This is a genomic window from Haemophilus sp. CCUG 66565 (genome assembly GCF_001679495.1).
Classification (GTDB): domain Bacteria; phylum Pseudomonadota; class Gammaproteobacteria; order Enterobacterales; family Pasteurellaceae; genus Haemophilus; species Haemophilus haemolyticus_K.
Window position 1 is genome coordinate 437677 of the sequence record NZ_LZOX01000016.1, and the last position, 21846, is coordinate 459522.

Sequence of the window (21846 nt, forward strand, 5' to 3'; positions counted from 1 at the left end):
CAACGAGCATTTTTTTATAAAAAGATGATTGTAAAATAAATAAGCAAATTATAAATTTTAGTTGTTTTAATAAACACTTTGATGATTAACTATCCAAACAAAACAGTTTTTTCATTTTTTTTAAATTTAGTTATTGACCGGCTCTCGAAAAAATAGTTTAATACGCTCCGTTGTCAGGCAGCAGCCGATAATGATAACGCCTCGATAGCTCAGTCGGTAGAGCAGGGGATTGAAAATCCCCGTGTCGGTGGTTCGATTCCGCCTCGAGGCACCATTTCCTCCTTAGTTCAGTCGGTAGAACGGTGGACTGTTAATCCATATGTCGCAGGTTCGAGTCCCGCAGGAGGAGCCAAATTCTAAAAAGCCGCTAAAGAAATTTAGCGGCTTTTTGCTATCTTTTATTTTTTAAGGGTATACAAATGAAAAAATTTCTTGCATTTATGGGCCTTGCTGTATTTGCCTCTTCCACTTTTGCAACAAATCCTATTAATCTTCGTGATGAAATGATGATTATGTCCCAACGTTTGGTATTAGCATCAAAAACCTCTTCATCAGAAGAATTCCAAAATAACATAAGCGCATTTATTAATGCTGCCGAACACTCAAAAGTAACCATACCGACAAAATGGAACGGAGATCAATCTCAATTTCCTGGTTATCAACAAGGTATTCAAAAAGTGATTGATGTAGCCACAGAGGCCTCTAATTTAGCTAAAGAAGGCAAACTTGATGCGGCTAAAACAAAGCTATATGAAATGTCAGAATTACGACAAATGTACCATAAGTTATATAAGTAATAAAATGTAACGTTTTATTATAAAAATTCACCGCACTTCTCTTGAAATCCCCCCTATAATGGTGTTAAATCAATACATATTATGGGGTTATATATCTAAACTATGTGTCAATTACTCGGAATGAACTGCAACACACCAACGGATATCGTTTTTTCTTTTGAGGGATTTCGTCGTCGTGCAGGGTTAACAGATTGCCATTCTGATGGCTTTGGTATCGCTTTTTTTGAAGGGCGTGGCGTACGTGTTTTTCGTGATAATCATCCTGCAAGTAACTCGCCTATTGCAGATTGCGTCAAACAATACAAGATTAAATCACTAAACGTTATTGCTCATATTCGTAAAGCAACTCAAGGTGATGTTAATATCGAAAACACCCATCCTTTCATTCGTGAAATCTGGGGGGAGAACTGGGTATTTGCGCATAATGGTAATTTAAAAAATTTACCTGATATGAGTAACTACTTTTTACAACCTATTGGTTCTACTGATTCTGAGGCTGCTTTTTGTTATTTAGCAGAATATCTCAAAAATACCTACCGCCAAAAACCTAGCGAAATGGAAGTTTTTGAGGCAATTCAAAAAGTGACAAAAGAGCTGGCTCAACACGGTACATTCAACTTTATTTTATCCAATGGTGAATGGATGATTGCGCACTGCTCCACTAACCTGCATTATTTAATGCGAAAAGCGCCTTTTGGAAAAGCACATCGTATTGATGACGACGGCGTCATTGATTTTAGTGATTATGCAAAAGAGGGAGATAAGGTAAACATTATTACAACCTTTCCACTTACCAAAGATGAAACCTGGACAAAAATGGAAAATGGCGGATTTGTTTTTTTTAAAAATGGAGATAAAATCGCTGAAGTCATCGGTACACCCAAAGCAGCAATTGATGATGGCACATTAGGTAATAGAACGATCTAACTATTTTCTAGTCAGAATAAAAGTGCGGTTAAGTTTCATTGATTTTAACCGCACTTTTATTTTATCCTATATACCTTTATTTTTATTACTGAAGCGTAAAACTAATCGGTACATTTAATCCCGAAGGGAATCCAGCAGGTCTTGCACCAACAGAGCTCGCACTATTCACCGCATCAAGCGCTGCATTATCTAAACTTTCATCACCGGATGACTGAGTTATATGTGCACCAGTTAATGAACCGTCACCCGAAACATTAAAGGATACGCTGACTTTACCCTGTTTACGCATCATTTTTGCCCTAGTTGGATAACGTTTATGACGTTCAATTTCACGACGAATCGCCGAACGATAAGCAGCTATTTCACTTGAATCAGTTCCTGAACCAGCTACTTGAGCATTGCTATTAGCTGTACTCGTTGTTGTCGCTTTTGCATTAGCATTCGCAGTAGAATCGATATTTTTATCACCTTTTGGTAAATCTTTATTAATAGGCTTATCTTGAGGTTTAAGCTCTTTCTTAGGTTTATCCTTTGGTTTTTCTTTAGGCTTTTCCTTAGGCTTAGGCTTTTCTTTTTCTGGCTCTTTAATTTTTTTAGGCTCAGGCTTCACTGTGGGATCTTCCACAACCTCTTTCTTCTCCGGCTCAGGTTCTTTCTGCATATTTTGAGGCTCAGGTGCAGGCTCTTCCATAACCATTCCCTGCACCATTTCCATAGAAATGCTCGTTGCAATGTCTCCTGCGGCATTATTGGCGCTATCACTTGGTTTATTCCAAGTCCATAAAAGTAAACCAACTATAATGCCATGTACCAATAAAGAAACTAGCAAACCTAAGAGCGAACGTTTTGTTTGCTGCATAATGATTCCTTAAGGTGCGGTAGAAATAGATTGAGTAGAGACGGGAGCCCGGCCACTTTTTCCCTGCCCTTTGTCTTTCATTGAAACAATCGCAACATTTTTAATATCATTTTTAGCAAGCATATCTGTGATTGTTACAAAATCCTGAAAAGATGCTTCTGCATCAATCTTCAAGGTGACTTTCTGATCCTTATTCCAGCGTGCAACCTCAGCCTCAAGAGCCTCTTGCGAAATAGGTTTATCATTAAAATAGAGTTGTTTATCCGCTGTAACCGTTAATAATTTAGCGAGATCATCAGATTTGAATGCCACAGCAGTACTCGCCTTTGGCACATTTACTTGAATTTTACCTTGAGAAATAAATGATGCTGTAATCAAGACGACAGCAAGTAACACCAACATAATATCGATAAAAGGGATAATGTTGATTTCATCAAATTTTTTCACAGACTATTCCTTATCTTTTGGTTCGTTTAACACTTTCCATTTCAAACGATTAACTTCTACCTTACGTCCTAAACCGTTATAAAATACCATAGAAGGAATTGCGACGAGAATCCCTAATGCTGTTGCTTTTAACGCAAGTGAAAGATGCATCATAATAATGCCTGCATCAATATCACCACCACCGTGGCCAATTTGATAAAAAGTAAGCAAAATTCCGATAACCGTTCCGAGTAATCCAACATAAGGCGCATTAGCTCCAATTGTTGAAATCGTGGTCATGTTACGATTCAAATCAATATCTAACTCATGAATAGTTGAGTAATGCGCAACATTAACTTTACGTAAAAAAATATAACGCTCGGTTACCATTGCTAACATCGTCACACTCATCAGTAGCAGTAAACCAATAATGATAAAATCACTGTATTGTTGTAAAAAATCAAAAAGCTGTAACATTTTTCTGTCCTTATTATTTGAGAATTTTATTGGAAATATAATTGAGAATGAATTTCAATTGTAGAGAATTTTAGCAAAGCTAGGATTAGACGTAAATATCGAACTAAAAAATAATGTTTTTTTACCGCACTTTACATAAAGCGCGGTAAGTTTTGAAAAAGGTTTAAAGATTTTTAAGATAATCTACGATAACTTGGTGATGAACTGTAGTTTTAAATTTATCAAATACATGCATAATTTTTCCATTTTCATCAATTAAAAAGCTGACTCTATGAATACCATCATAGGTTTTTCCCATAAATTTCTTCTCCCCCCATACGCCAAACATTTCTGCAACTTGATGATCAGGATCTGAAAGTAGCGTAAAATTAAGTGCTTTTTTCTCAATAAATTGCGCCAATTTTTTCGGCATATCTGGGCTAATCCCCAATATAACAAGTCCTAATTCATCTAACTCAGACTTGCTATCACGTAATCCACATGCTTGACTCGTACAACCAGGGGTAAGTGCTTTAGGATAAAAATAGACAAGCACTTTTTTTCCCCTAAAATCACTTAAAGAAATAGGACTTTCTTGTTGATTCAATAATGTAAAAGCCGGTGCTTGGTTTCCCGCAATCAATCTATTCATAAAAGACTCCTTTGAAAAAAAAAGATTTGCAAATTCAAGCCATTTTAGCGACTATAGAGAGATATACCAAATAATAAAATCAAAAAGATAAACGGAGGTTCTATGTCAGCTCAAAATCCTTTATTTTCTGGCAGTATTGTGGCTCTTGTCACACCAATGAATAACTATGGCGAAATTGATTTTGCTTGTTTAGAAAAATTAGTTGAGCATCATATTGATGCCGGATCTAATGCGCTTGTTTCTGTAGGAACAACCGGTGAATCTGCCACATTAAGTATTGAAGAAAATGTAAAGGTTATTGAGAAGACAGTAGAATTTGCGAAAGGACGTATTCCAATTATTGCAGGGGCTGGCGCAAACGCTACTAGTGAAGCAATAACGATGACAAAATTATTACGCGATAGTGGTGTCGCCGGTTGTTTATCTGTCGTGCCTTACTATAATAAGCCGACTCAAGAAGGTATGTACCAACATTTTAAAGCCATTGCTGAATGTACCGATCTACCACAAATTCTTTACAATGTACCAGGACGTACTGGTAGTGACATGAAACCTGAAACAGTTGCTCGTTTAGCCCAGATTAAAAATATTGTAGGTATTAAAGAAGCAACAGGCGATGTAAGTCGTGTAACAAAAATTAAAGCACTTGCAGGTCAAGATTTCATTGTTTTAAGTGGCGACGATGCAACTAGTTTAGAAGCAATGAAATTAGGGGCTGAAGGGGTTATTTCCGTTACTAATAATCTTGCTTCAAAAGATATGGCTGATATGTGTCGTTATGCACTTTCAGGTGATTTTACTAAAGCCGAAGAAATTAATGCTCGCCTGATGCGCTTACATAATGATTTATTTATTGAATCCAATCCAATACCAGTTAAATGGGCAGCTTATCGTTTAGGTTTAATTAAATCTCCTCACTTACGTTTACCGCTAACCATATTAAGCGAAAACGTTCAACCCAAAGTAGAAGAAGCATTAAAATTTGCGGGATTATTATAAATAAAATAAGGGGCAGATCATTGTCCCATATTTTTATTATCGCAAAAGTATTATTGATTTTTCGTTTATTTTATAGGATTCTAAACATGAAAAAAATAATATTAGGTTTGGCTGCAACTGTTGTGCTAAGTGGTTGTTCATCTGATCCAGAAAAGCTAAAAACCGCTAATGATACATTCCAAAAATCAGAAGCCAGTATTCCAGGTTTCTCTCCATTAGCAACAGGAGGCGTTAACTTACCTGTTGCAGACAACACTTATGCATTACCTAATATTGCCTTCAAAAAAGGGGAAAATATCGATATTCGTCCACCATCAACACCATTAGCAATTATTCAAAATTCATTAACACAATTTGATGGAGAACGAGCCCTTATAGTATATCCAGAAGAACAAACAAGCATCTATAATTTAAAGCAAGTTGAACGTCTACTGAAAGAAGAAAATATTTCATCCACTGTTCAGGGGAGTGTTTTAACGACGGATTGGTCACCAACTGATCGTATTGGAGATAAAAATGTCGAAATTAAATATCAAATAGAGCATGTTACCGATCGCCGCTCTAGTGCACTTGCCGTATCGGTGTTACAAACACGTCGTGATGGTATCATCTTCACACCAAGTGTGTCTGAAAAACAGCGTTATACCTCTGATCGTCTGAATCGTCTCATATATTCATTAACATCAGCTTATACAAAACAACAGCAAGATTTATCTAACGCTTCAGTAGGGGCTATTTCATCGCACATTATCCAAGATCTAAATGGTCAAATCGCTTTAGCAATGAATACGACATTTAACCAAGCATGGGAAAAATTAGGCTATGCCTTACCTAAAGTGGGTTTTGCGATTAAATCTGAAACCTCTGGCAGAGGATATCGCGAATTGAAATATTCCTCTTTAAATAAAGAAGACTGGCTACGCTTAGGTATCGAATCCCCCAAAATAGATAACGGTATTTACAATATGCAAATCTCGGATCATGGCAAACAAAGTTCAATGGTTATCTCTGATGAAAAAGGGCATTCACTTTCTGGAGATGATGCAAGAAAGATCTATCAGGCGATAAGTAATATCATATCAAGATAAAGAAAAACCGCACTTTAAAGTGCGGTTTTATTTTTCATTCTTTCTAGCTAAAAATTACGCTAATTTTTTGATTTGTGCAGCTAATTTAGATTTGTGGTTTGCTGCTTTGTTAGCGTGGATTAAGCCTTTAGAAGCCATACGGTCAACAACTTTTTGCATTTCAACGAATGCTGCTTCAGCTGCTGCTTTTTCACCTGCTGCTACTTGAGCATATACTTTTTTGATGTAAGTACGCATCATAGAGCGTTGGCTTGCGTTATGTTGGCGGCGTTTTTCAGATTGAACCACGCGTTTTTTTGCTGACTTGATATTAGCCAAGGTCAAACTCCTAAAATTTCTGTTGATTGATAGACAAAATAAAGGGCGTCAATATGCCGATTTTTTATACTTTTGTCAATGAAAAATTTGTGTTGATTTCGGTGAGACACAACCGAAAGTAAGTATCGTTATTTTTACAAGCTCTTTCAATATGGGCTCACACAAACGATGTGCGGCGGATTTTATCAGTTTTTTTTCACGGAATATAGCGTAAAAACAAAATTTCTATACAATTAGGCAAAAATTTTAGGGTAGAGAAGAATATTTTGAGTAAACGACTTTTAAAATCTAGCATTGTTGTTAGTTCTATGACTTTATTATCAAGAGTGTTAGGTCTTGTGCGCGATGTAGTTATCGCTCATCTCATTGGTGCAGGTGCTGCGGCGGACGTTTTTTTATTTGCTAATCGTATTCCAAATTTTCTTCGCCGTTTATTCGCTGAAGGGGCTTTTTCACAGGCTTTTGTCCCTGTTCTCGCAGAATATCAAAAATCTGGTGATATTAATAAAACCCGAGAATTTATTGGAAAAGTTTCTGGTACCCTTGGAGGATTGGTGAGTATTGTTACGATCCTCGCGATGGTTGGTTCGCCTGTCGTTGCTGCTTTATTTGGGATGGGCTGGTTTACCGATTGGATGAATGATGGCCCTGATGCACATAAATTTGAACAAGCCTCTCTTCTTCTTAAAATAACTTTTCCCTATTTATGGTTTATCACTTTTGTAGCCCTTTCTGGAGCTGTGCTTAACACGATTGGGAAATTCGGCGTGATGTCCTTTTCACCCGTGTTATTAAATATAGCGATGATTGCCACCGCACTTTTCCTTGCACCACAAATGGATAATCCAGATCTTGCATTGGCTATCGGTATTTTTCTAGGCGGCTTATTACAGTTCTTATTTCAAATTCCATTTATGAAACAAGCCGGTTTACTGGTGAAACCCAAATGGGCTTGGCGGGATGAAGGCGTAACTAAAATCCGCAAATTAATGATCCCTGCGTTATTTGGTGTATCGGTAAGTCAAATTAATCTTTTGCTGGATACAGTGATTGCAAGCTTTTTAATGACAGGTTCAATTAGCTGGTTGTATTATTCCGATCGCTTACTAGAATTTCCTCTCGGTTTATTTGGTATTGCTATTTCTACCGTAATTTTGCCAACACTTGCTCGCCACCATGTTAATCGTGAAGGCGATTCAGCTAAAAGTGCGGTTGATTTTCGTAATACAATGGATTGGGGCGTGCGAATGATTTTACTACTTGGCGTTCCCGCAGCCATTGGTATTGCAGTATTGGCTCAACCGATGTTACTTACGCTATTTATGCGTGGAAATTTCATGCTAAATGATGTTCATGCCGCCTCTTATTCTTTATGGGCATTTAATGCGGGTTTACTTAGCTTTATGTTGATTAAAATCCTCGCCAATGGCTATTACGCCCGCCAAGATACCAAAACGCCAGTAAAAATCGGCATTATTGCCATGGTGAGTAATATGGGGTTTAACTTATTGGCGATTCCTTTCAGTTATGTGGGTTTAGCTATTGCTTCAGCAATGTCAGCAACCCTTAATGCCTATTTACTCTATCGCGGCTTAGCCAAAGCGGATGTCTATCATTTTTCACGTAAAAGTGCGGTCTTTTTTGGAAAAGTTTTATTGGCAGCAATCGCAATGGGCGCAGCAGTTTGGTATTACGTGCCTGAAATCAACCAATGGGCGAAAATGGATTTCTTCATGCGTGTTTATTGGCTTGTTTGGTTGATTGTATTAGCCGCAATAGTTTATGGAGCAACGTTGATTTTATTGGGCGTTCGCAAGCACCATTTGCTGACAAAAAACTAACTTCTCGCTATAATGCCGAAATTCTCTTATTTTCATGGATAAGGACATGCAATTAATTCGTGGGCTTCATAATGCAAATCGTGTTTTACAAGGTTGTGCGCTAACGATCGGCAACTTTGATGGTGTGCATTTAGGGCATCAAGCAGTCCTTCGCCATTTGCGCCAAAAAGCTGACGAATTAAATTTACCCATGGCGGTATTGTTGTTTGAATCACAGCCTCGTGAATATTTTATGGGAGAAAATGCACCAGCGCGCTTAATGCGTTTGCGTGACAAAATTTATTATCTAGAAAAGGCCAAGGTTGATGTCGTAATTGTGGCGAAATTTGACCGCACTTTTGCTGAGCAACCAGCCGATGTTTTTATTGAACAAACGCTTGTTAATCATCTACATGTGAAATTTTTAAGCATTGGCGATGATTTCAAGTTCGGTTCAAAACGCCAAGGCAATTTTGCAATGTTGCAAGCAGCAGGTAAGCGTTTTGGTTTTATTGTTGAAGATAACCGTAGCTTTTGTCTAGATGAACAGCGAATTAGTAGTACGGCAATTCGTGAAGCGTTGGCGAATGATGATTTACAACTTGCAGAAAATTTACTCGGTAAACCTTATCGTATTTTCGGACGTGTGATCCATGGTAATAAGTTAGGTAGAACAATCGGATTTCCAACGGCAAATATTCGTTTGCATAGACAAGTCAATCCAATCAAAGGCGTTTATGCCGTAAAAGTGCGGTTAAAATCGGGTGAAATTTTTAACGGCGTGGCAAATATGGGAAAACGCCCAACTATAAATGGATTAATGCAATTATTAGAAGTTCATTTGTTTGATTTTTCTCAGAATATTTATGGCCAAATAGTGGAAGTCGAATTCTGCCACAAGATTAGAAACGAGATTAAATTTCCGTCTTTTGATGATTTGAAAGTGCAAATTGAGAAAGACGTAGAAACTGCGAAAGCGTTTTTTTAATAGTTAATTTTAAAATGTAAAAATTGGAAAATAAAATGACAGTCGATTACAAAAACACTCTTAACCTACCGGAAACCAGCTTTCCAATGCGCGGTGATTTAGCTAAGCGCGAACCGGATATGTTGAAAAATTGGTACGAGAAAAATCTTTACCAAAAAATTCGTGAAGCGAGCAAAGGCAAAAAATCTTTTATTTTGCATGATGGTCCTCCGTATGCGAACGGTAACATTCATATTGGTCACGCAGTAAACAAAATTCTGAAAGATATTATTATTAAATCCAAAACGGCATTAGGTTTTGATTCGCCTTATATCCCAGGTTGGGATTGTCATGGTTTGCCTATTGAACTTAAAGTAGAAGGTTTAGTGGGCAAACCAAACGAGAAAATTACAGCAGCTGAGTTCCGTCAAAAATGTCGCGAATATGCTGCGGAACAAGTGGACGGTCAGAAAAAAGACTTTATCCGTTTAGGTGTGTTGGGCGATTGGGATAATCCATACCTCACGATGAATTTCGATACCGAAGCGAATATTATCCGCACTTTAGGTAAAGTGATTGAAAACGGTCATTTATATAAAGGTTCAAAACCAGTGCACTGGTGTTTGGATTGTGGCTCTTCTTTAGCGGAAGCGGAAGTGGAATACGAAGACAAAGTTTCTCCGTCTATCTATGTTCGTTTCCCAGCAGTAAGTGCGGTTGAAATTGAAGAGAAATTTAATGCAGTAGGCAAAGGCCATGGCAAATTATCTGCGGTGATTTGGACTACCACTCCTTGGACAATGCCATCTAACCGTGCAATTGCGGTCAATGCAGACTTAGAATACAACTTAGTACAACTTGGCGATGAACGTGTAATTTTAGCTGCTGAATTAGTGGAGTCTGTGGCGGAAGCCGTGGGCGTAGAACAAGTTGAAGTTTTAGGTTCAGTAAAAGGTCAGGCGCTTGAGTTAGTACGCTTTAACCATCCGTTCTATGATTTCACTGTACCAGTAATTTTAGGTGATCACGTGACCACTGATGGCGGTACAGGTTTAGTACATACCGCACCTGATCACGGTTTAGACGACTTTGTCGTGGGTAAACAATATGATTTACCGATGGCGGGGCTTGTATCTAATGACGGTAAATTTATTTCGACCACCGAATTCTTTGCAGGCAAAGGCGTATTTGAAGCCAATCCATTGGTTGTTGAAAAATTACAAGAAGTGGGCAACTTATTAAAAGTTGAGAAAATCAAACACAGCTACCCACACTGCTGGCGTCATAAAACCCCGATTATTTTCCGAGCGACACCACAATGGTTTATCGGCATGGAAACACAAGGTTTACGCCAACAAGCATTAGGCGAAATCAAACAAGTTCGTTGGATTCCAGATTGGGGTCAAGCACGTATCGAGAAAATGGTTGAAAACCGCCCAGACTGGTGTATTTCTCGTCAACGTACTTGGGGCGTGCCGATGACCTTATTCGTGCACAAAGAAACCGAAGAACTCCATCCGCGTACCTTAGAGTTACTTGAAGAAGTAGCAAAACGCGTAGAGAAAGCTGGTATTCAAGCATGGTGGGATTTAGACGAAAAAGAATTATTAGGTGCGGACGCAGAAACCTATCGCAAAGTGCCTGATACCCTTGATGTATGGTTTGACTCAGGATCAACCTATTCTTCTGTTGTGGCGAATCGTCCGGAATTTAACGGTCAAGATATCGATATGTATTTAGAAGGTTCTGACCAACACCGTGGCTGGTTTATGTCTTCTTTAATGCTTTCTACGGCAACAGACAGCAAAGCACCATACAAACAAGTATTAACCCATGGTTTCACTGTGGATGGTCAAGGCCGTAAGATGTCAAAATCTATCGGTAACATCGTGACACCACAAGAAGTAATGGATAAATTCGGTGGTGATATTTTACGTTTATGGGTCGCTTCTACCGACTATACCGGTGAAATGACGGTTTCTGATGAAATCTTAAAACGTGCAGCGGACAGCTATCGTCGTATTCGTAACACCGCACGTTTCTTATTAGCGAACTTAAATGGTTTTGATCCAAAACGTGATTTAGTCAAACCAGAAGACATGATTAGCCTAGATCGTTGGGCGGTAGCTTGTGCATTAGATGCGCAAAAAGAAATCAAAGATGCCTACGATAACTATCAATTCCACACTGTGGTACAACGTTTAATGCGTTTCTGTTCGGTAGAAATGGGGTCATTCTATTTAGATATTATCAAAGACCGTCAATATACAACCAAAGCAGACAGCCTTGCTCGTCGTAGTTGTCAAACTGCGTTATGGCATATTGCGGAAGCATTAGTTCGTTGGATGGCACCGATTTTATCTTTCACTGCCGATGAAATTTGGCAACACTTGCCACAAACCGAAAGTACTCGTGCAGAATTCGTATTTACTGAAGAATTCTATCAAGGCTTGTTTGGTTTAGGCGAGAATGAAAAATTAGATGATGCTTACTGGCAACAACTGATTAAAGTTCGTTCTGAAGTGAACCGCGTATTAGAAGTTGCGCGTAACGATAAAGTGATTGGCGGCGGTTTAGAAGCAGAAGTAACCGTTTATGCTAATGACGAATATCGTGCATTGTTAGAACAATTAGGCAATGAATTACGTTTCGTGTTAATCACCTCAAAAGCTGAAGTGAAAGCATTAGCAGACAAACCAGCGGATGTGGCTGCGGATGAGTTAGAAGGTATTGCGGTAAGCGTAGCCCGTTCAAACGGTGAAAAATGTCCACGTTGCTGGCATTATTCTGACAAAATTGGGGGAAATCCCGAACATCCTACACTTTGTCCACGTTGTGTAGAAAATGTGGCGGGTAATGGTGAAGTGCGCCATTTTGCATAATTAAATTCGTTGTAAAACATAAAAGTGCGGTTGATTTTAACCGCACTTTTTTACTTTTGTACAAAAGGAAGTAGAGATGATGTTAGGAAAAGAAATGATTCGCTCAAAAACAATATGGTTTTATCTCTTATTGCTTGTTTTCTCCATTTTTACCAATATGGGGTTGGGTAATGTATTAAGTGAGAATATTCCCGTTTCAGATTACGCAATTTTATTTATTATCACGGCGATTTCTTTTTATTTCACCCCTTGGATTGGGCGAATATTAATCACCGTATTATTCCTCAGTGCGCTATTTTATTGCTCTGCAGGTTTTTTCTATGGTATTCCATCTTTGGGTATTATCGCTTCTGTTTATGAAACGAATATTAATGAAACTTTGGAATACTATACAACCATTCCTTTTTGGATATTTTTATTTCAAGCTACTTATCTCATTCTGTTTGTTGCTTTAATGAAATTAAGTTTTCATGCTAAACAACAAGCATTTAAATGGCTAAATACGGCTGTTATCAGCCTATTATTAGTTTTTTCTTACAATCAATTTTCTGATTGGAACTATGCGTATAAATTCCGTTTTTATCCTGTTCTGTTTTACTCAGAATTTGATCGTATGAATGATCTGTATTTAGAACAACGAGATTTTCTAAATCAATCCGTTAATGCGCCTTCTCAATGGGATATTCAATCTTTCACGCCAAAGTATAAAAATTATATTTTGATTATCGGTGAAAGCATGCGAAAAGATTATATGTCGTTATATGGCTTTCCACTGAAAACCACGCCATTTTTAGAGCGTGTGAAAGGCACAGTTTTTGAAAATTATTATTCTGCGGCACCAAATACGCAACCGTCTTTACAACGCACCTTATATCGAGCAGATAAAGGGGAAACGGTTTATACGGATAATATTATTTCTTTAGCCAAAAAAGCGGGTGTGAAAACCTATTGGATTTCTAATCAAGGCAAAATTGGTGAATTTGATACGATGGCCTCTCGTATTGGTCAAAGTGCGGATGAAACGATTTTTATGAAGCCGTTAGGTTATAACTCTAAAAAAGTGTATGACGATGAAATGTTGCCTGTATTAGATAAAGCCTTAAAAGAAAATATTACGAATCCAAAATTAATTGTGATTCATTTAATGGGCTCACATCCAGCCTTTTGCGAGCGTCTTCCGTATGAGGTTAAAAATTATTTTATTAATCAATCTATGTCTTGTTATTTAGAATCGATTAAATATACGGATCAGTTTTTAGAAAAATTAAATTCACAATTAGTGGCGCAAAATGAACCCTATTCGGTGATTTACTTTTCTGATCACGGGCTTGCTCATTATGAGGATTCTAAAGGCTTATCATTGCATCCAAATAATCTTTATAAACAAGATTATGAAATTCCTTTCGTTATGTTTTCGAGTGATAGCCAAAAGGTAGAAAAAATAAAAACGCCACAATCTGCATTTAATTTTGTTTATGGTTTTGCTGATTGGATGGGGATTAAGGAAAAACATTTACAAGGTGTGAATTTCTTCCATCCTGAAAAACAGGAAATTAAGGTATTTGATTGGAAGAAAGTGGTGAATGTTAAAGAATTGGCTGATGATCCAGCAAAATTACCCGAAGCCGTTCAGTAAATGAGATCGTGCTTTATCATTTATCGGCTTATGCTAGAATTAGCGGAATTTTTTTAAAAGGGAAATAGTATGTCCAAAAAATCAGGGCTTTCATTTTTATGGTTAAGTGCGGTCGCTTTTGTGGTTGATTTGCTCACTAAATACATTGTAGTACAAAAATTTGATTTGTATGAAAGCGTTAATGTATTGCCTGTATTCAATCTCACCTATGTTCGCAATTATGGTGCGGCATTTAGTTTCTTAGCGGATCATAGCGGCTGGCAACAATATTTCTTTATTTTGTTAGCATTGGCTATCTCTGGCATGTTGGTTTATTTTTTAGCAAAAAATAATGCCCAACAAAAAATCCAAAATTCTGCTTATGCACTCATTATTGGAGGGGCGCTAGCGAATATGGTAGATCGCGCTTATAACGGTTTTGTCGTAGATTTCTTTGATTTCTACTGGGATATTTACCATTATCCGGTATTTAATATTGCCGATATCGCCATTTGTATTGGCGCAGGGTTATTAGCATTGGATGCTTTTAAGAGCGAAAAGAAAAAAGTACAAGATAAACAAGCAGAAAAGTGCGGTCAGAAATGAAGATAATTTTAGCTAATCCACGAGGATTTTGTGCCGGTGTAGATCGTGCCATTAGCATTGTTGAACTAGCCTTAGAAATTCATGGCGCTCCGATTTATGTTCGTCACGAAGTGGTGCATAACCGATTTGTTGTGAACGGATTGCGTGATCGTGGCGCGATCTTTGTAGAAGAATTAAGCGAAGTTCCTGATGGTGCTATTGTTATTTTTTCTGCGCATGGTGTATCTCAAGCTGTTCGACAAGAAGCGAAAGACCGCAATCTCAAAGTATTTGATGCAACCTGTCCTTTGGTAACAAAAGTGCATATGCAAGTTGCGCGTGCAAGTCGAAAGGGAACAAAAGCGATTTTGATTGGGCATAAAGGGCATCCTGAAGTTGAAGGCACGATGGGGCAGTATAGCAATGAAGATGGCGGTATTTTCCTGATTGAAAAAGTAGAAGATATTGCACGTTTGCCGATGCAAGAAAATGATGATTTAACCTTTATGACGCAAACGACGTTGTCGCTAGATGATACGGCTGAAACCATTGCTGCATTAAAGGAAAAATATCCCGCTATTCAAGGGCCACACAAAAACGATATTTGTTATGCGACAACTAATCGTCAAGAAGCGGTGCGAGAATTGGCAAAATTATCAGATTTAGTGTTGGTTGTAGGTTCTAAAAACTCATCAAATTCAAATCGTTTAGCTGAATTGGCCTCTCGAATGGGGGTAAAATCACAGCTTCTTGATGATCCTTCCGATATTCAAGCGGATTGGTTTAATGATGTGAAAACCATTGGGATTACAGCTGGCGCGTCTGCACCCGAAGAATTAGTTCAATCGATTATTTCCCGCTTAAAAGAGTTTGGTGCGAATACCATAGAAGAACTACAAGGGTTAGAAGAAAATATGTTCTTTGAAGTTCCAAAAGAGCTGAGAATAAAAGAAGTTAACTAATCTTAAGGGCTTGTCGTAAATGATAAGCCCTTTGTTTTTTCATTAAAATCAAGAATTTTTGCGATCTGAATCGCAAAAGTGCGGTAAGAATCTTGAGCGTTTTTTTGAAAGCATAAAAAATGGCTGTGTTGATATGCTCGTCAACATGTTCATATTACAAGGAAACCTCTATGAAATTAATGAAAACATTATTTACTTCGATGGTATTGTGTGGTGCGCTTGTTGCTTCTTCGTCTTTTGCTGAGGAAAAAGCAACAGAACAAACCGCTCAACCTGTTGTAGCAACTCAAACTGAAGCTCAAGTTGCACCAGCTACTGTGAGTAATAAATTGAATATCAATACGGCAACCGTTAGTGAAATTCAAAAAGCCTTAACAGGAATCGGTGCAAAAAAAGCAGAAGCGATAGTGCAATATCGTGAAAAACACGGTAATTTCACGAGTGCTGAACAACTATTAGAAGTGCAAGGGATTGGTAAAGCAACACTTGAAAGAAACCGTGATCGAATCACTTTTTAATTTTAAAACCGCTTATGGATGCCCTGTTTTACAGGGCTTTTTTATTGTGCACTTTAAGCCATTTTTGCATTTGTTCAATTTCCGCTTGTTGTGCGTTAATAATATTCTCAGCAAGCTTACGCATCTCAGGATCTTTTCCGTATTTTAATTCAACTTCCGCCATTTTTACTGCGCCAATATGGTGTGGCAACATACCTGCTGCAAAAGCAACATCAGGATCTTTATATTGCATGGCTGCCATCATGTCTTGATGCATTTGATTCATACCTTGCATTAATTCTTGTTGCATTGCAGAACCTGTCGGCATTGGCATATTCATGTGTGCTTGATGCGGTTGTTCATTAGCTTGGGCACAAATTGAAACTGCAGCAGCGCTAAGTGTGATAAAAGTCATAAGTTTTTTCATGTTTTTCTCCTATGTGATAACTGAATGAGCACGAATCATAAACCTTGACCTAAGGTTAAAGTCAATATTTATTCCGAAAATTTTTGGTGAGATATTAAAATAAGACAATGTTTGATATGAGGGACAGAATTACGAAGCAAAGATTTGTACTTGCCACGGGCAATAAAGGCAAAGTAAAAGAAATTGCAGATGTATTAGCTGATTTTGGTTTTGAAGTCATTGCTCACACAGATTTAGGCATTGAAAGCCCAATCGAATCACTTTTTAATTTTAAAACTTCTTATGAATGCCCTGTTTTACAGGGATTTTTTATTTTTTCAGGAAATGTAGAAAGTTTATTTCTTTTGAAAAATCCGTTGGCAATCTTAGTAAATTTTAATAAACTAAAAAGCCTAGTCGGGGTGCAATATGCTGAGATCATACCCGTGAACCTGAAACAGTTAATACTGACGTAGGAAACTAGGAATACAGCCTTATCTCCTTCCCGTCATTATTGCTGCCTTTTGATATAAATAAGGATGTAATAATGAAACTTCTTAAATTAACCTTAATTTCTACCGCACTTTTTTCCACCGCTGCATTAGCCCAATCACAGCAAAGTGTTAACGTATATAGCTATGATTCTTTCACTTCTGAATGGGGAGCTGGTCCAAAAGTAAAACAAGATTTTGAGAAAGCGCACCCACAATGCGCTATTAATTTTACGCCTTTTGAAAGTGGTGGCGTGTTATTCAATCGAGTTCGCTTGGAAGGAAAGAAAACCAAAGCAGATATTGTTCTAGGTTTAGATAACTTTGTTTTAGAGCAAGCTGAAAAAACAGGTATTTTCGCGCCAAATAAAGTAGATTTAACTCAACTTGATCTGCCAACAAAATGGACGAATAAAACCTTCTTACCTTTCGATTTCGGTAACTATGCTTTTGTGTATGACAAAACTAAATTACAAAATCCGCCGAAAAGTTTGAAAGAATTGGTTGAACGCCAAGATATCCGTGTAATTTATCAAGATCCTCGTACCAGCAGTGTGGGTCGTGGTTTATTGGTTTGGATGAATGCAATTTATCCAGCGGACAAAATTCAATCTGCTTGGAAAGCGTTAGATAAGCATACGGTAACAGTGGGTAAAGGCTGGTCAGATACTTACGGTGCATTCTTAAAAGGCGAAGCTGATTTAGTGTTAAGTTACAGCACATCACCACTTTATCACCAACTTTTTGAGAAAAAAGATAATTATGCAGCGACTGATTTTGCGGAAGGGCATATCACTCAAGTGGAATTAGCGGCTCGAGTCGCAAACCATCCAAATCAATGTGCGGATGATTTTATGGCATTTTTAATTTCACCTACCTCACAAAAACATATTGTGACAGCCAATATTATGTTGCCAGTCATTCAAGGTGAAATTGAACCGCACTTTGATGCGCTTAAAGCCCAACAAAAAACTCAAACTCCAATTAATCCAACGGTGAATACGGAACACTTAAAAAATTGGATTAGCACTTGGCAAACTACATTAACAAAATAGTTTGATGTTTTCGTTATTTCATCATCCACAACTCCGCCCTCGTCATTATGTGGGCGGCGTTGTTGTCATTAGTTTCATTACTCTTTTTTATGGTAGCGCATTAAGTTCGATCTTTGCATTGGGCGATGAATTACAATGGAAAACTTGGTTCACGGATGATTACCTACAGCATTTGATTCTTTTCAGTTTTGGACAGGCCTTACTTTCTACTGTTTTATCTATTTTTTTTGGTCTGCTCCTCGCTCGAGCATTGTTTTATCAACCATTCTCAGGAAAAAAATGGCTATTAAAATTAATGTCGCTAACTTTTGTCTTACCTGTTTTAGTGGCAATTTTTGGTTTGATCGGCATTTATGGTTCAAGCGGTTGGTTAGCTTGGTTTGCTAACCTTTTTGGAATGCCGTGGCAGGGACATATTTACGGGCTCTCGGGTATTTTAATTGCCCATCTTTTTTTCAATATCCCGCTGGCAGCTCAGCTTTTCTTACAAAGTTTGCAAAGTATCCCTTATCAGCAACGTCAGCTTGGTGCACAACTCAATTTACAAGGTTGGCAATTCGTTAAATTGGTGGAATGGCCTGTTTTTCGTCAGCAATGTTTGCCCACATTTAGCTTGATTTTTATGCTTTGCTTCACCAGTTTTACCGTTGTTCTTACACTAGGCGGAGGACCTCAATATACAACGTTAGAAACCGCAATTTACCAAGCGATTTTATTTGAATTTGATCTGCCAAAAGCAGCACTTTTTGCCATGTTACAATTTGTATTTTGCTTGGTTTTATTTAGCTTAACATCGCGTTTTTCTCCCTCTAATCAAAATGGCTTGAGCAATAGTAATCCTTGGTTTGAGAAACCTAAAAGTGCGGTCAAAATTTTCCATGTTTTTGTCTTACTTATTTTTATATTTTTCCTTTTTTCGCCAGTGTTGAATATTCTTGTCAGCGCATTGAGTTCACCAAGTTTGCTCACAGTTTGGCATAATTCTCAACTTTGGCGTGCGTTAGGCTATTCACTTTCTATCGCGCCCTTGTCCGCATTGATTGCATTAATGATGGCGATTGCCTTATTGCTTTTATCACGCCGTTTAGAATGGTTGCATTATCAGAAAATTGCGCAATTTATTATTAATGCAGGAATGGTGATTTTGGCAATCCCGATTTTAGTACTCGCAATGGGGCTATTTTTATTATTACAAGAGCGTGATTTTTCGAATATTGATTTGTTTACGATTGTTGTATTTTGCAATGCGTTAAGTGCAATGCCTTTTGTTTTGCGTATTTTGAGCGCACCTTTTCATAACAATATGCGCTATTACGAAAATCTGTGTAATAGTCTGGGAATTTTGGGCTGGCAACGTTTTTATCTGATTGAGTGGCAAACTTTACGTGCACCATTGCGCTATGCTTTTGCTTTAGCTTTGGCGCTATCTTTAGGGGATTTTACGGCTATTGCGTTGTTCGGCAATCAAGAGTTTACTTCTCTACCACACTTGTTATATCTGCAGCTAGGTAATTATCGTAATCAAGATGCAGCTGTAACTGCAGGGATTTTATTATTGCTTTGTGGCATATTGTTTACCTTTATTCACACACATAGGGATGACAATGATTTATCTAAATAATGTGATTTTGAACGATAAAACCTTACCGATGTGCTTTAATTTGAGCGTAAATGCTGGCGAGCGTGTCTCAATTATTGGCGAAAGTGGGGCGGGGAAAAGTACGTTATTGAATTTAATCGCTGGATTTGAATTTCCTCATCAAGGAGAAATTTGGTTAAATGATAAAAATCATACTCGTAGCGCACCCTACGAGCGTCCAGTTTCCATGTTATTTCAAGAAAATAATTTATTTCCTCATTTAACCGTACAGCAAAATCTTGCGTTGGGGGTAAAACCCTCTTTAAAATTAACCGCACTTGAGCGGGAAAAAATTGAACAGGTCGCTTGTTCTGTAGGATTGGGCGATTATTTGCAACGTTTACCGAATTCTCTTTCAGGTGGTCAAAAACAACGAGTGGCTTTGGCGCGTTGTTTATTGCGAGATAAACCCATCTTGTTATTAGATGAGCCTTTTTCCGCATTAGATCAGAAACTTCGTGTAGAAATGCTTGCTTTAATTGCCCAACTTTGTGATGAGAAACATCTGACGTTGTTACTTGTTACTCACCAACCATCGGAATTAGTTGGTACGATAGATCGAGTATTGTTGGTGGAAAATGGTCAGATAAGTCAATTGCAAAAAGAGACGTAAAATTATATAGATTTTATAACTTGTGAATCTATTCATGGCTATCGATACCAGCCTATAAACTGAATAAAGATAAGATACAAAAATGCGGTGATTATTCACCGTACTTTCAAAGGAAAAATATGTTAACTGAAAAACTACAAATTAACTCCATTACACCACATCCAAGCGTTGAATATTGGTCTGTTTGCAAAGTTGAGGCGTTATTTGAAACGCCATTTTTGGAATTGGTTTACCGAGCTGCGCAAGTTCATCGCAAGCATTTTAATCCTCGAGCGATTCAGTTATCCACGTTAATGTCTATCAAAACGGGGGGATGCCCTGAAGATTGTGGTTATTGCCCTCAATCAGCCCGTTATCACACGGGGGTACAAAATCAGCAATTATTAGATGTTAATGAGATCGTCGCGAAAGCAAAAATTGCGAAAGCGCGTGGAGCGGGGCGTTTTTGTATGGGCGCAGCTTGGCGAGGCCCTAAGCCAAAAGATATTGAGAAAGTCACAGAAATTATTAAAGCAGTGAAATCGCTCGGTTTAGAAACTTGCGGTACTTTTGGTTTATTGCAAGATGGTATGGCAGAAGATTTAAAAGAGGCGGGATTAGATTATTACAATCATAATCTTGATACAGCACCAGAACATTATGCAGAAGTGATTGGTACTCGCCGCTTTGATGATCGCCTTAGCACGTTAGGAAAAGTGCGCAAAGCTGGGTTAAAAGTGTGTTGTGGCGGCATTGTGGGGATGAATGAAACCCGCAAAGAACGAGCTGGATTAATCGCTAGCCTTGCAAATCTTGATCCGCAACCTGAGTCAGTGCCGATTAATCAACTCGTTAAGGTTGAAGGTACACCGTTAGCCGATGCGGAAGAATTAGATTGGACAGAATTTGTGCGAACGATTGCCGTTGCACGTATTACCATGCCAAAAAGCTATGTTCGCCTTTCTGCAGGCCGTAGTGGTATGAGTGAAGAAATGCAAGCAATGTGTTTTATGGCGGGTGCAAATTCGATTTTCTATGGCGATAAATTACTTGTCACAGGTAACCCAGAAGAAGATGGCGATCAGTTATTAATGGCAAAATTAGATTTAGAGCCAGAAAATGCAGAAAATAAAAGGTAGTAGTTTGCATTAGGTAGCTGAGAAATTAAGTATTAATCTACTCTTTTCTTTATTTTTATATATCATAATACTTTTCCAGTAGCCAATAACAATCCGCACAAAACGTCAGTTCTTAGGCACTCTTATAACGCCCTATACTTCACAAGCCTTAAAAGGGCTTGTGAGAATTGACAATCTATCTAATTATTTTCTTACCTTCCCTTAAAGAGAGCAAAGAGCATATGAATATGGTCTGGCATTATACATACTTCAATTATCTTATATTTTTATAACCATATAACCGTCTCAATATTTACCCTATATCTACTCTTCACCTTCCATAAATTGGTTTTATCCTGTTTACTTTTCTTATGTACTTCGGAATAAAAACAATATGATACTTACCATTCCATTTTGTAAATTATAGACTTCAGTCGTCATTAACTTTACTTACTATGATAATCCTCCTATATGTTAAATTTTGGCATTATATAGTTAGGATTTTTCTATTCATCGCTTAAGCTATTTGGCTCCATATTAATAGCGTATATTATTATAGCCAGACGAAAGTCTGGCTATAATAATAGAAAAAACCCAGCCTTTCGACTGGTTTTTTTATCTTTTATTTTATTCTCTATTCTGAAGAAGCTTTATTCTATCTTATCTACTTCAAATAAATAGTTGTTAGTTAAAAT

General features: G+C 37.7%; 21 protein-coding genes, 2 tRNA genes, 1 pseudogene and 1 riboswitch. Of the genes and pseudogenes, 17 read left to right on the forward strand and 7 right to left on the reverse strand.

The window, feature by feature from the left end:
• Nucleotides 1–198 precede the first annotated feature (198 nt).
• The 4 genes from A9501_RS07635 (at nt 199) to A9501_RS07650 (ending at nt 1724) form a co-directional block, all read left to right on the forward strand.
• Nucleotides 199–274: transfer RNA gene (locus tag A9501_RS07635), tRNA-Phe, on the forward strand.
• 2 nt (nt 275–276) lie between these two features.
• Nucleotides 277–352 (forward strand) — tRNA-Asn (locus A9501_RS07640).
• Nucleotides 353–419: 67 nt separating this feature from the next.
• Nucleotides 420–797 carry a cytochrome b562 gene (locus tag A9501_RS07645; RefSeq protein WP_083071919.1) on the forward strand — a complete coding sequence of 126 codons (378 nt, stop codon included), beginning with the start codon at nt 420–422 and terminating at the stop codon, nt 795–797.
• A gap of 102 nt (nt 798–899) precedes the next feature.
• Nucleotides 900–1724, forward strand: a complete 825-nt coding sequence (locus tag A9501_RS07650; protein ID WP_048952709.1) for a class II glutamine amidotransferase — start codon at nt 900–902, stop codon at nt 1722–1724.
• Nucleotides 1725–1809: 85 nt separating this feature from the next.
• Here the strand turns inward: A9501_RS07650 and A9501_RS07655 are convergent, their stop codons facing one another.
• The 4 genes from A9501_RS07655 to bcp form a co-directional block, all read right to left on the reverse strand.
• Entirely contained in the window at nt 1810–2583 is a 774-nt protein-coding gene (locus A9501_RS07655; RefSeq protein WP_065265467.1) for an energy transducer TonB, read from the reverse strand.
• Nucleotides 2584–2592: 9 nt separating this feature from the next.
• On the reverse strand, nt 2593–3030 hold the full coding sequence (gene exbD, locus A9501_RS07660; protein WP_065265468.1) for a TonB system transport protein ExbD: 438 nt from the start codon (nt 3028–3030) through the stop codon (nt 2593–2595).
• Between the two features lie 3 nt (nt 3031–3033).
• Nucleotides 3034–3486 carry a TonB-system energizer ExbB gene (exbB, locus tag A9501_RS07665; RefSeq protein WP_048952706.1) on the reverse strand — a complete coding sequence of 151 codons (453 nt, stop codon included), beginning with the start codon at nt 3484–3486 and terminating at the stop codon, nt 3034–3036.
• A 163-nt stretch (nt 3487–3649) separates the two neighbouring features.
• Nucleotides 3650–4117, reverse strand: a complete 468-nt coding sequence (gene bcp, locus A9501_RS07670; RefSeq protein WP_048952705.1) for a thioredoxin-dependent thiol peroxidase — start codon at nt 4115–4117, stop codon at nt 3650–3652.
• 102 nt (nt 4118–4219) lie between these two features.
• On the opposite strand from bcp, the gene dapA reads away from it, so the two are divergent.
• Together dapA and bamC are read left to right on the forward strand one after the other, a co-directional pair.
• Nucleotides 4220–5116, forward strand: a complete 897-nt coding sequence (gene dapA, locus A9501_RS07675) for a 4-hydroxy-tetrahydrodipicolinate synthase (protein ID WP_065265469.1) — start codon at nt 4220–4222, stop codon at nt 5114–5116.
• Nucleotides 5117–5202: 86 nt separating this feature from the next.
• Nucleotides 5203–6204, forward strand: coding sequence for an outer membrane protein assembly factor BamC (bamC, locus tag A9501_RS07680; RefSeq protein WP_065265470.1), 1002 nt, complete (start codon nt 5203–5205; stop codon nt 6202–6204).
• A 54-nt stretch (nt 6205–6258) separates the two neighbouring features.
• Here the strand turns inward: bamC and rpsT are convergent, their stop codons facing one another.
• A complete protein-coding gene (rpsT, locus tag A9501_RS07685) occupies nt 6259–6522 on the reverse strand; it encodes a 30S ribosomal protein S20 (protein ID WP_005641305.1) in 264 nt (87 codons plus the stop codon).
• Nucleotides 6523–6788: 266 nt separating this feature from the next.
• Here rpsT and murJ point away from each other — a divergent pair, with 266 nt between their 5' ends.
• The 7 genes from murJ to A9501_RS07720 all read left to right on the forward strand — a co-directional run bounded on the left by murJ (nt 6789) and on the right by A9501_RS07720 (nt 15871).
• Nucleotides 6789–8363, forward strand: a complete 1575-nt coding sequence (gene murJ / locus A9501_RS07690) for a murein biosynthesis integral membrane protein MurJ (protein ID WP_065265471.1) — start codon at nt 6789–6791, stop codon at nt 8361–8363.
• A 46-nt stretch (nt 8364–8409) separates the two neighbouring features.
• Nucleotides 8410–9330 carry a bifunctional riboflavin kinase/FAD synthetase gene (gene ribF / locus A9501_RS07695; protein ID WP_065265472.1) on the forward strand — a complete coding sequence of 307 codons (921 nt, stop codon included), beginning with the start codon at nt 8410–8412 and terminating at the stop codon, nt 9328–9330.
• 35 nt (nt 9331–9365) lie between these two features.
• Nucleotides 9366–12191 carry an isoleucine--tRNA ligase gene (ileS, locus tag A9501_RS07700; RefSeq protein WP_065265473.1) on the forward strand — a complete coding sequence of 942 codons (2826 nt, stop codon included), beginning with the start codon at nt 9366–9368 and terminating at the stop codon, nt 12189–12191.
• 76 nt (nt 12192–12267) lie between these two features.
• Nucleotides 12268–13827: a phosphoethanolamine transferase gene (locus A9501_RS07705; RefSeq protein ID WP_065265474.1), complete on the forward strand. Its 1560-nt coding sequence runs from the start codon at nt 12268–12270 to the stop codon at nt 13825–13827.
• A gap of 69 nt (nt 13828–13896) precedes the next feature.
• Nucleotides 13897–14412, forward strand: a complete 516-nt coding sequence (gene lspA / locus A9501_RS07710) for a signal peptidase II (RefSeq protein ID WP_005639176.1) — start codon at nt 13897–13899, stop codon at nt 14410–14412.
• Nucleotides 14409–15353 (forward strand): 4-hydroxy-3-methylbut-2-enyl diphosphate reductase, encoded by a 945-nt coding sequence (gene ispH, locus A9501_RS07715; protein WP_005634483.1) that lies wholly within the window; start codon nt 14409–14411, stop codon nt 15351–15353. The genes lspA and ispH overlap by 4 nt, the downstream gene beginning before the upstream one ends.
• 170 nt (nt 15354–15523) lie before the next feature.
• Nucleotides 15524–15871: a ComEA family DNA-binding protein gene (locus A9501_RS07720; protein ID WP_065265475.1), complete on the forward strand. Its 348-nt coding sequence runs from the start codon at nt 15524–15526 to the stop codon at nt 15869–15871.
• A 28-nt stretch (nt 15872–15899) separates the two neighbouring features.
• Here the strand turns inward: A9501_RS07720 and copM are convergent, their stop codons facing one another.
• Complete coding sequence (gene copM, locus A9501_RS07725) at nt 15900–16277, reverse strand: CopM family metallochaperone (protein WP_046942448.1); 378 nt, start codon at nt 16275–16277, stop codon at nt 15900–15902.
• 387 nt (nt 16278–16664) lie between these two features.
• A riboswitch (TPP riboswitch) is annotated at nt 16665–16752 on the forward strand.
• A gap of 51 nt (nt 16753–16803) precedes the next feature.
• On the opposite strand from copM, the gene thiB reads away from it, so the two are divergent.
• The 4 genes from thiB (at nt 16804) to bioB (ending at nt 21172) form a co-directional block, all read left to right on the forward strand.
• Entirely contained in the window at nt 16804–17802 is a 999-nt protein-coding gene (gene thiB, locus A9501_RS07735) for a thiamine ABC transporter substrate binding subunit (RefSeq protein WP_065265476.1), read from the forward strand.
• Nucleotides 17803–17806: 4 nt separating this feature from the next.
• A complete protein-coding gene (thiP, locus tag A9501_RS07740) occupies nt 17807–19423 on the forward strand; it encodes a thiamine/thiamine pyrophosphate ABC transporter permease (protein ID WP_065250340.1) in 1617 nt (538 codons plus the stop codon).
• Entirely contained in the window at nt 19407–20054 is a 648-nt protein-coding gene (gene thiQ / locus A9501_RS07745) for a thiamine ABC transporter ATP-binding protein (RefSeq protein WP_065265477.1), read from the forward strand. The genes thiP and thiQ overlap by 17 nt, the downstream gene beginning before the upstream one ends.
• 119 nt (nt 20055–20173) lie before the next feature.
• A complete protein-coding gene (gene bioB, locus A9501_RS07750; protein ID WP_065265478.1) occupies nt 20174–21172 on the forward strand; it encodes a biotin synthase BioB in 999 nt (332 codons plus the stop codon).
• A gap of 206 nt (nt 21173–21378) precedes the next feature.
• On the opposite strand, the pseudogene A9501_RS09625 reads toward bioB, so the two are convergent.
• A pseudogene (locus tag A9501_RS09625) lies at nt 21379–21545 on the reverse strand (transposase); the annotation flags it as partial.
• Nucleotides 21546–21846 lie beyond the last annotated feature (301 nt).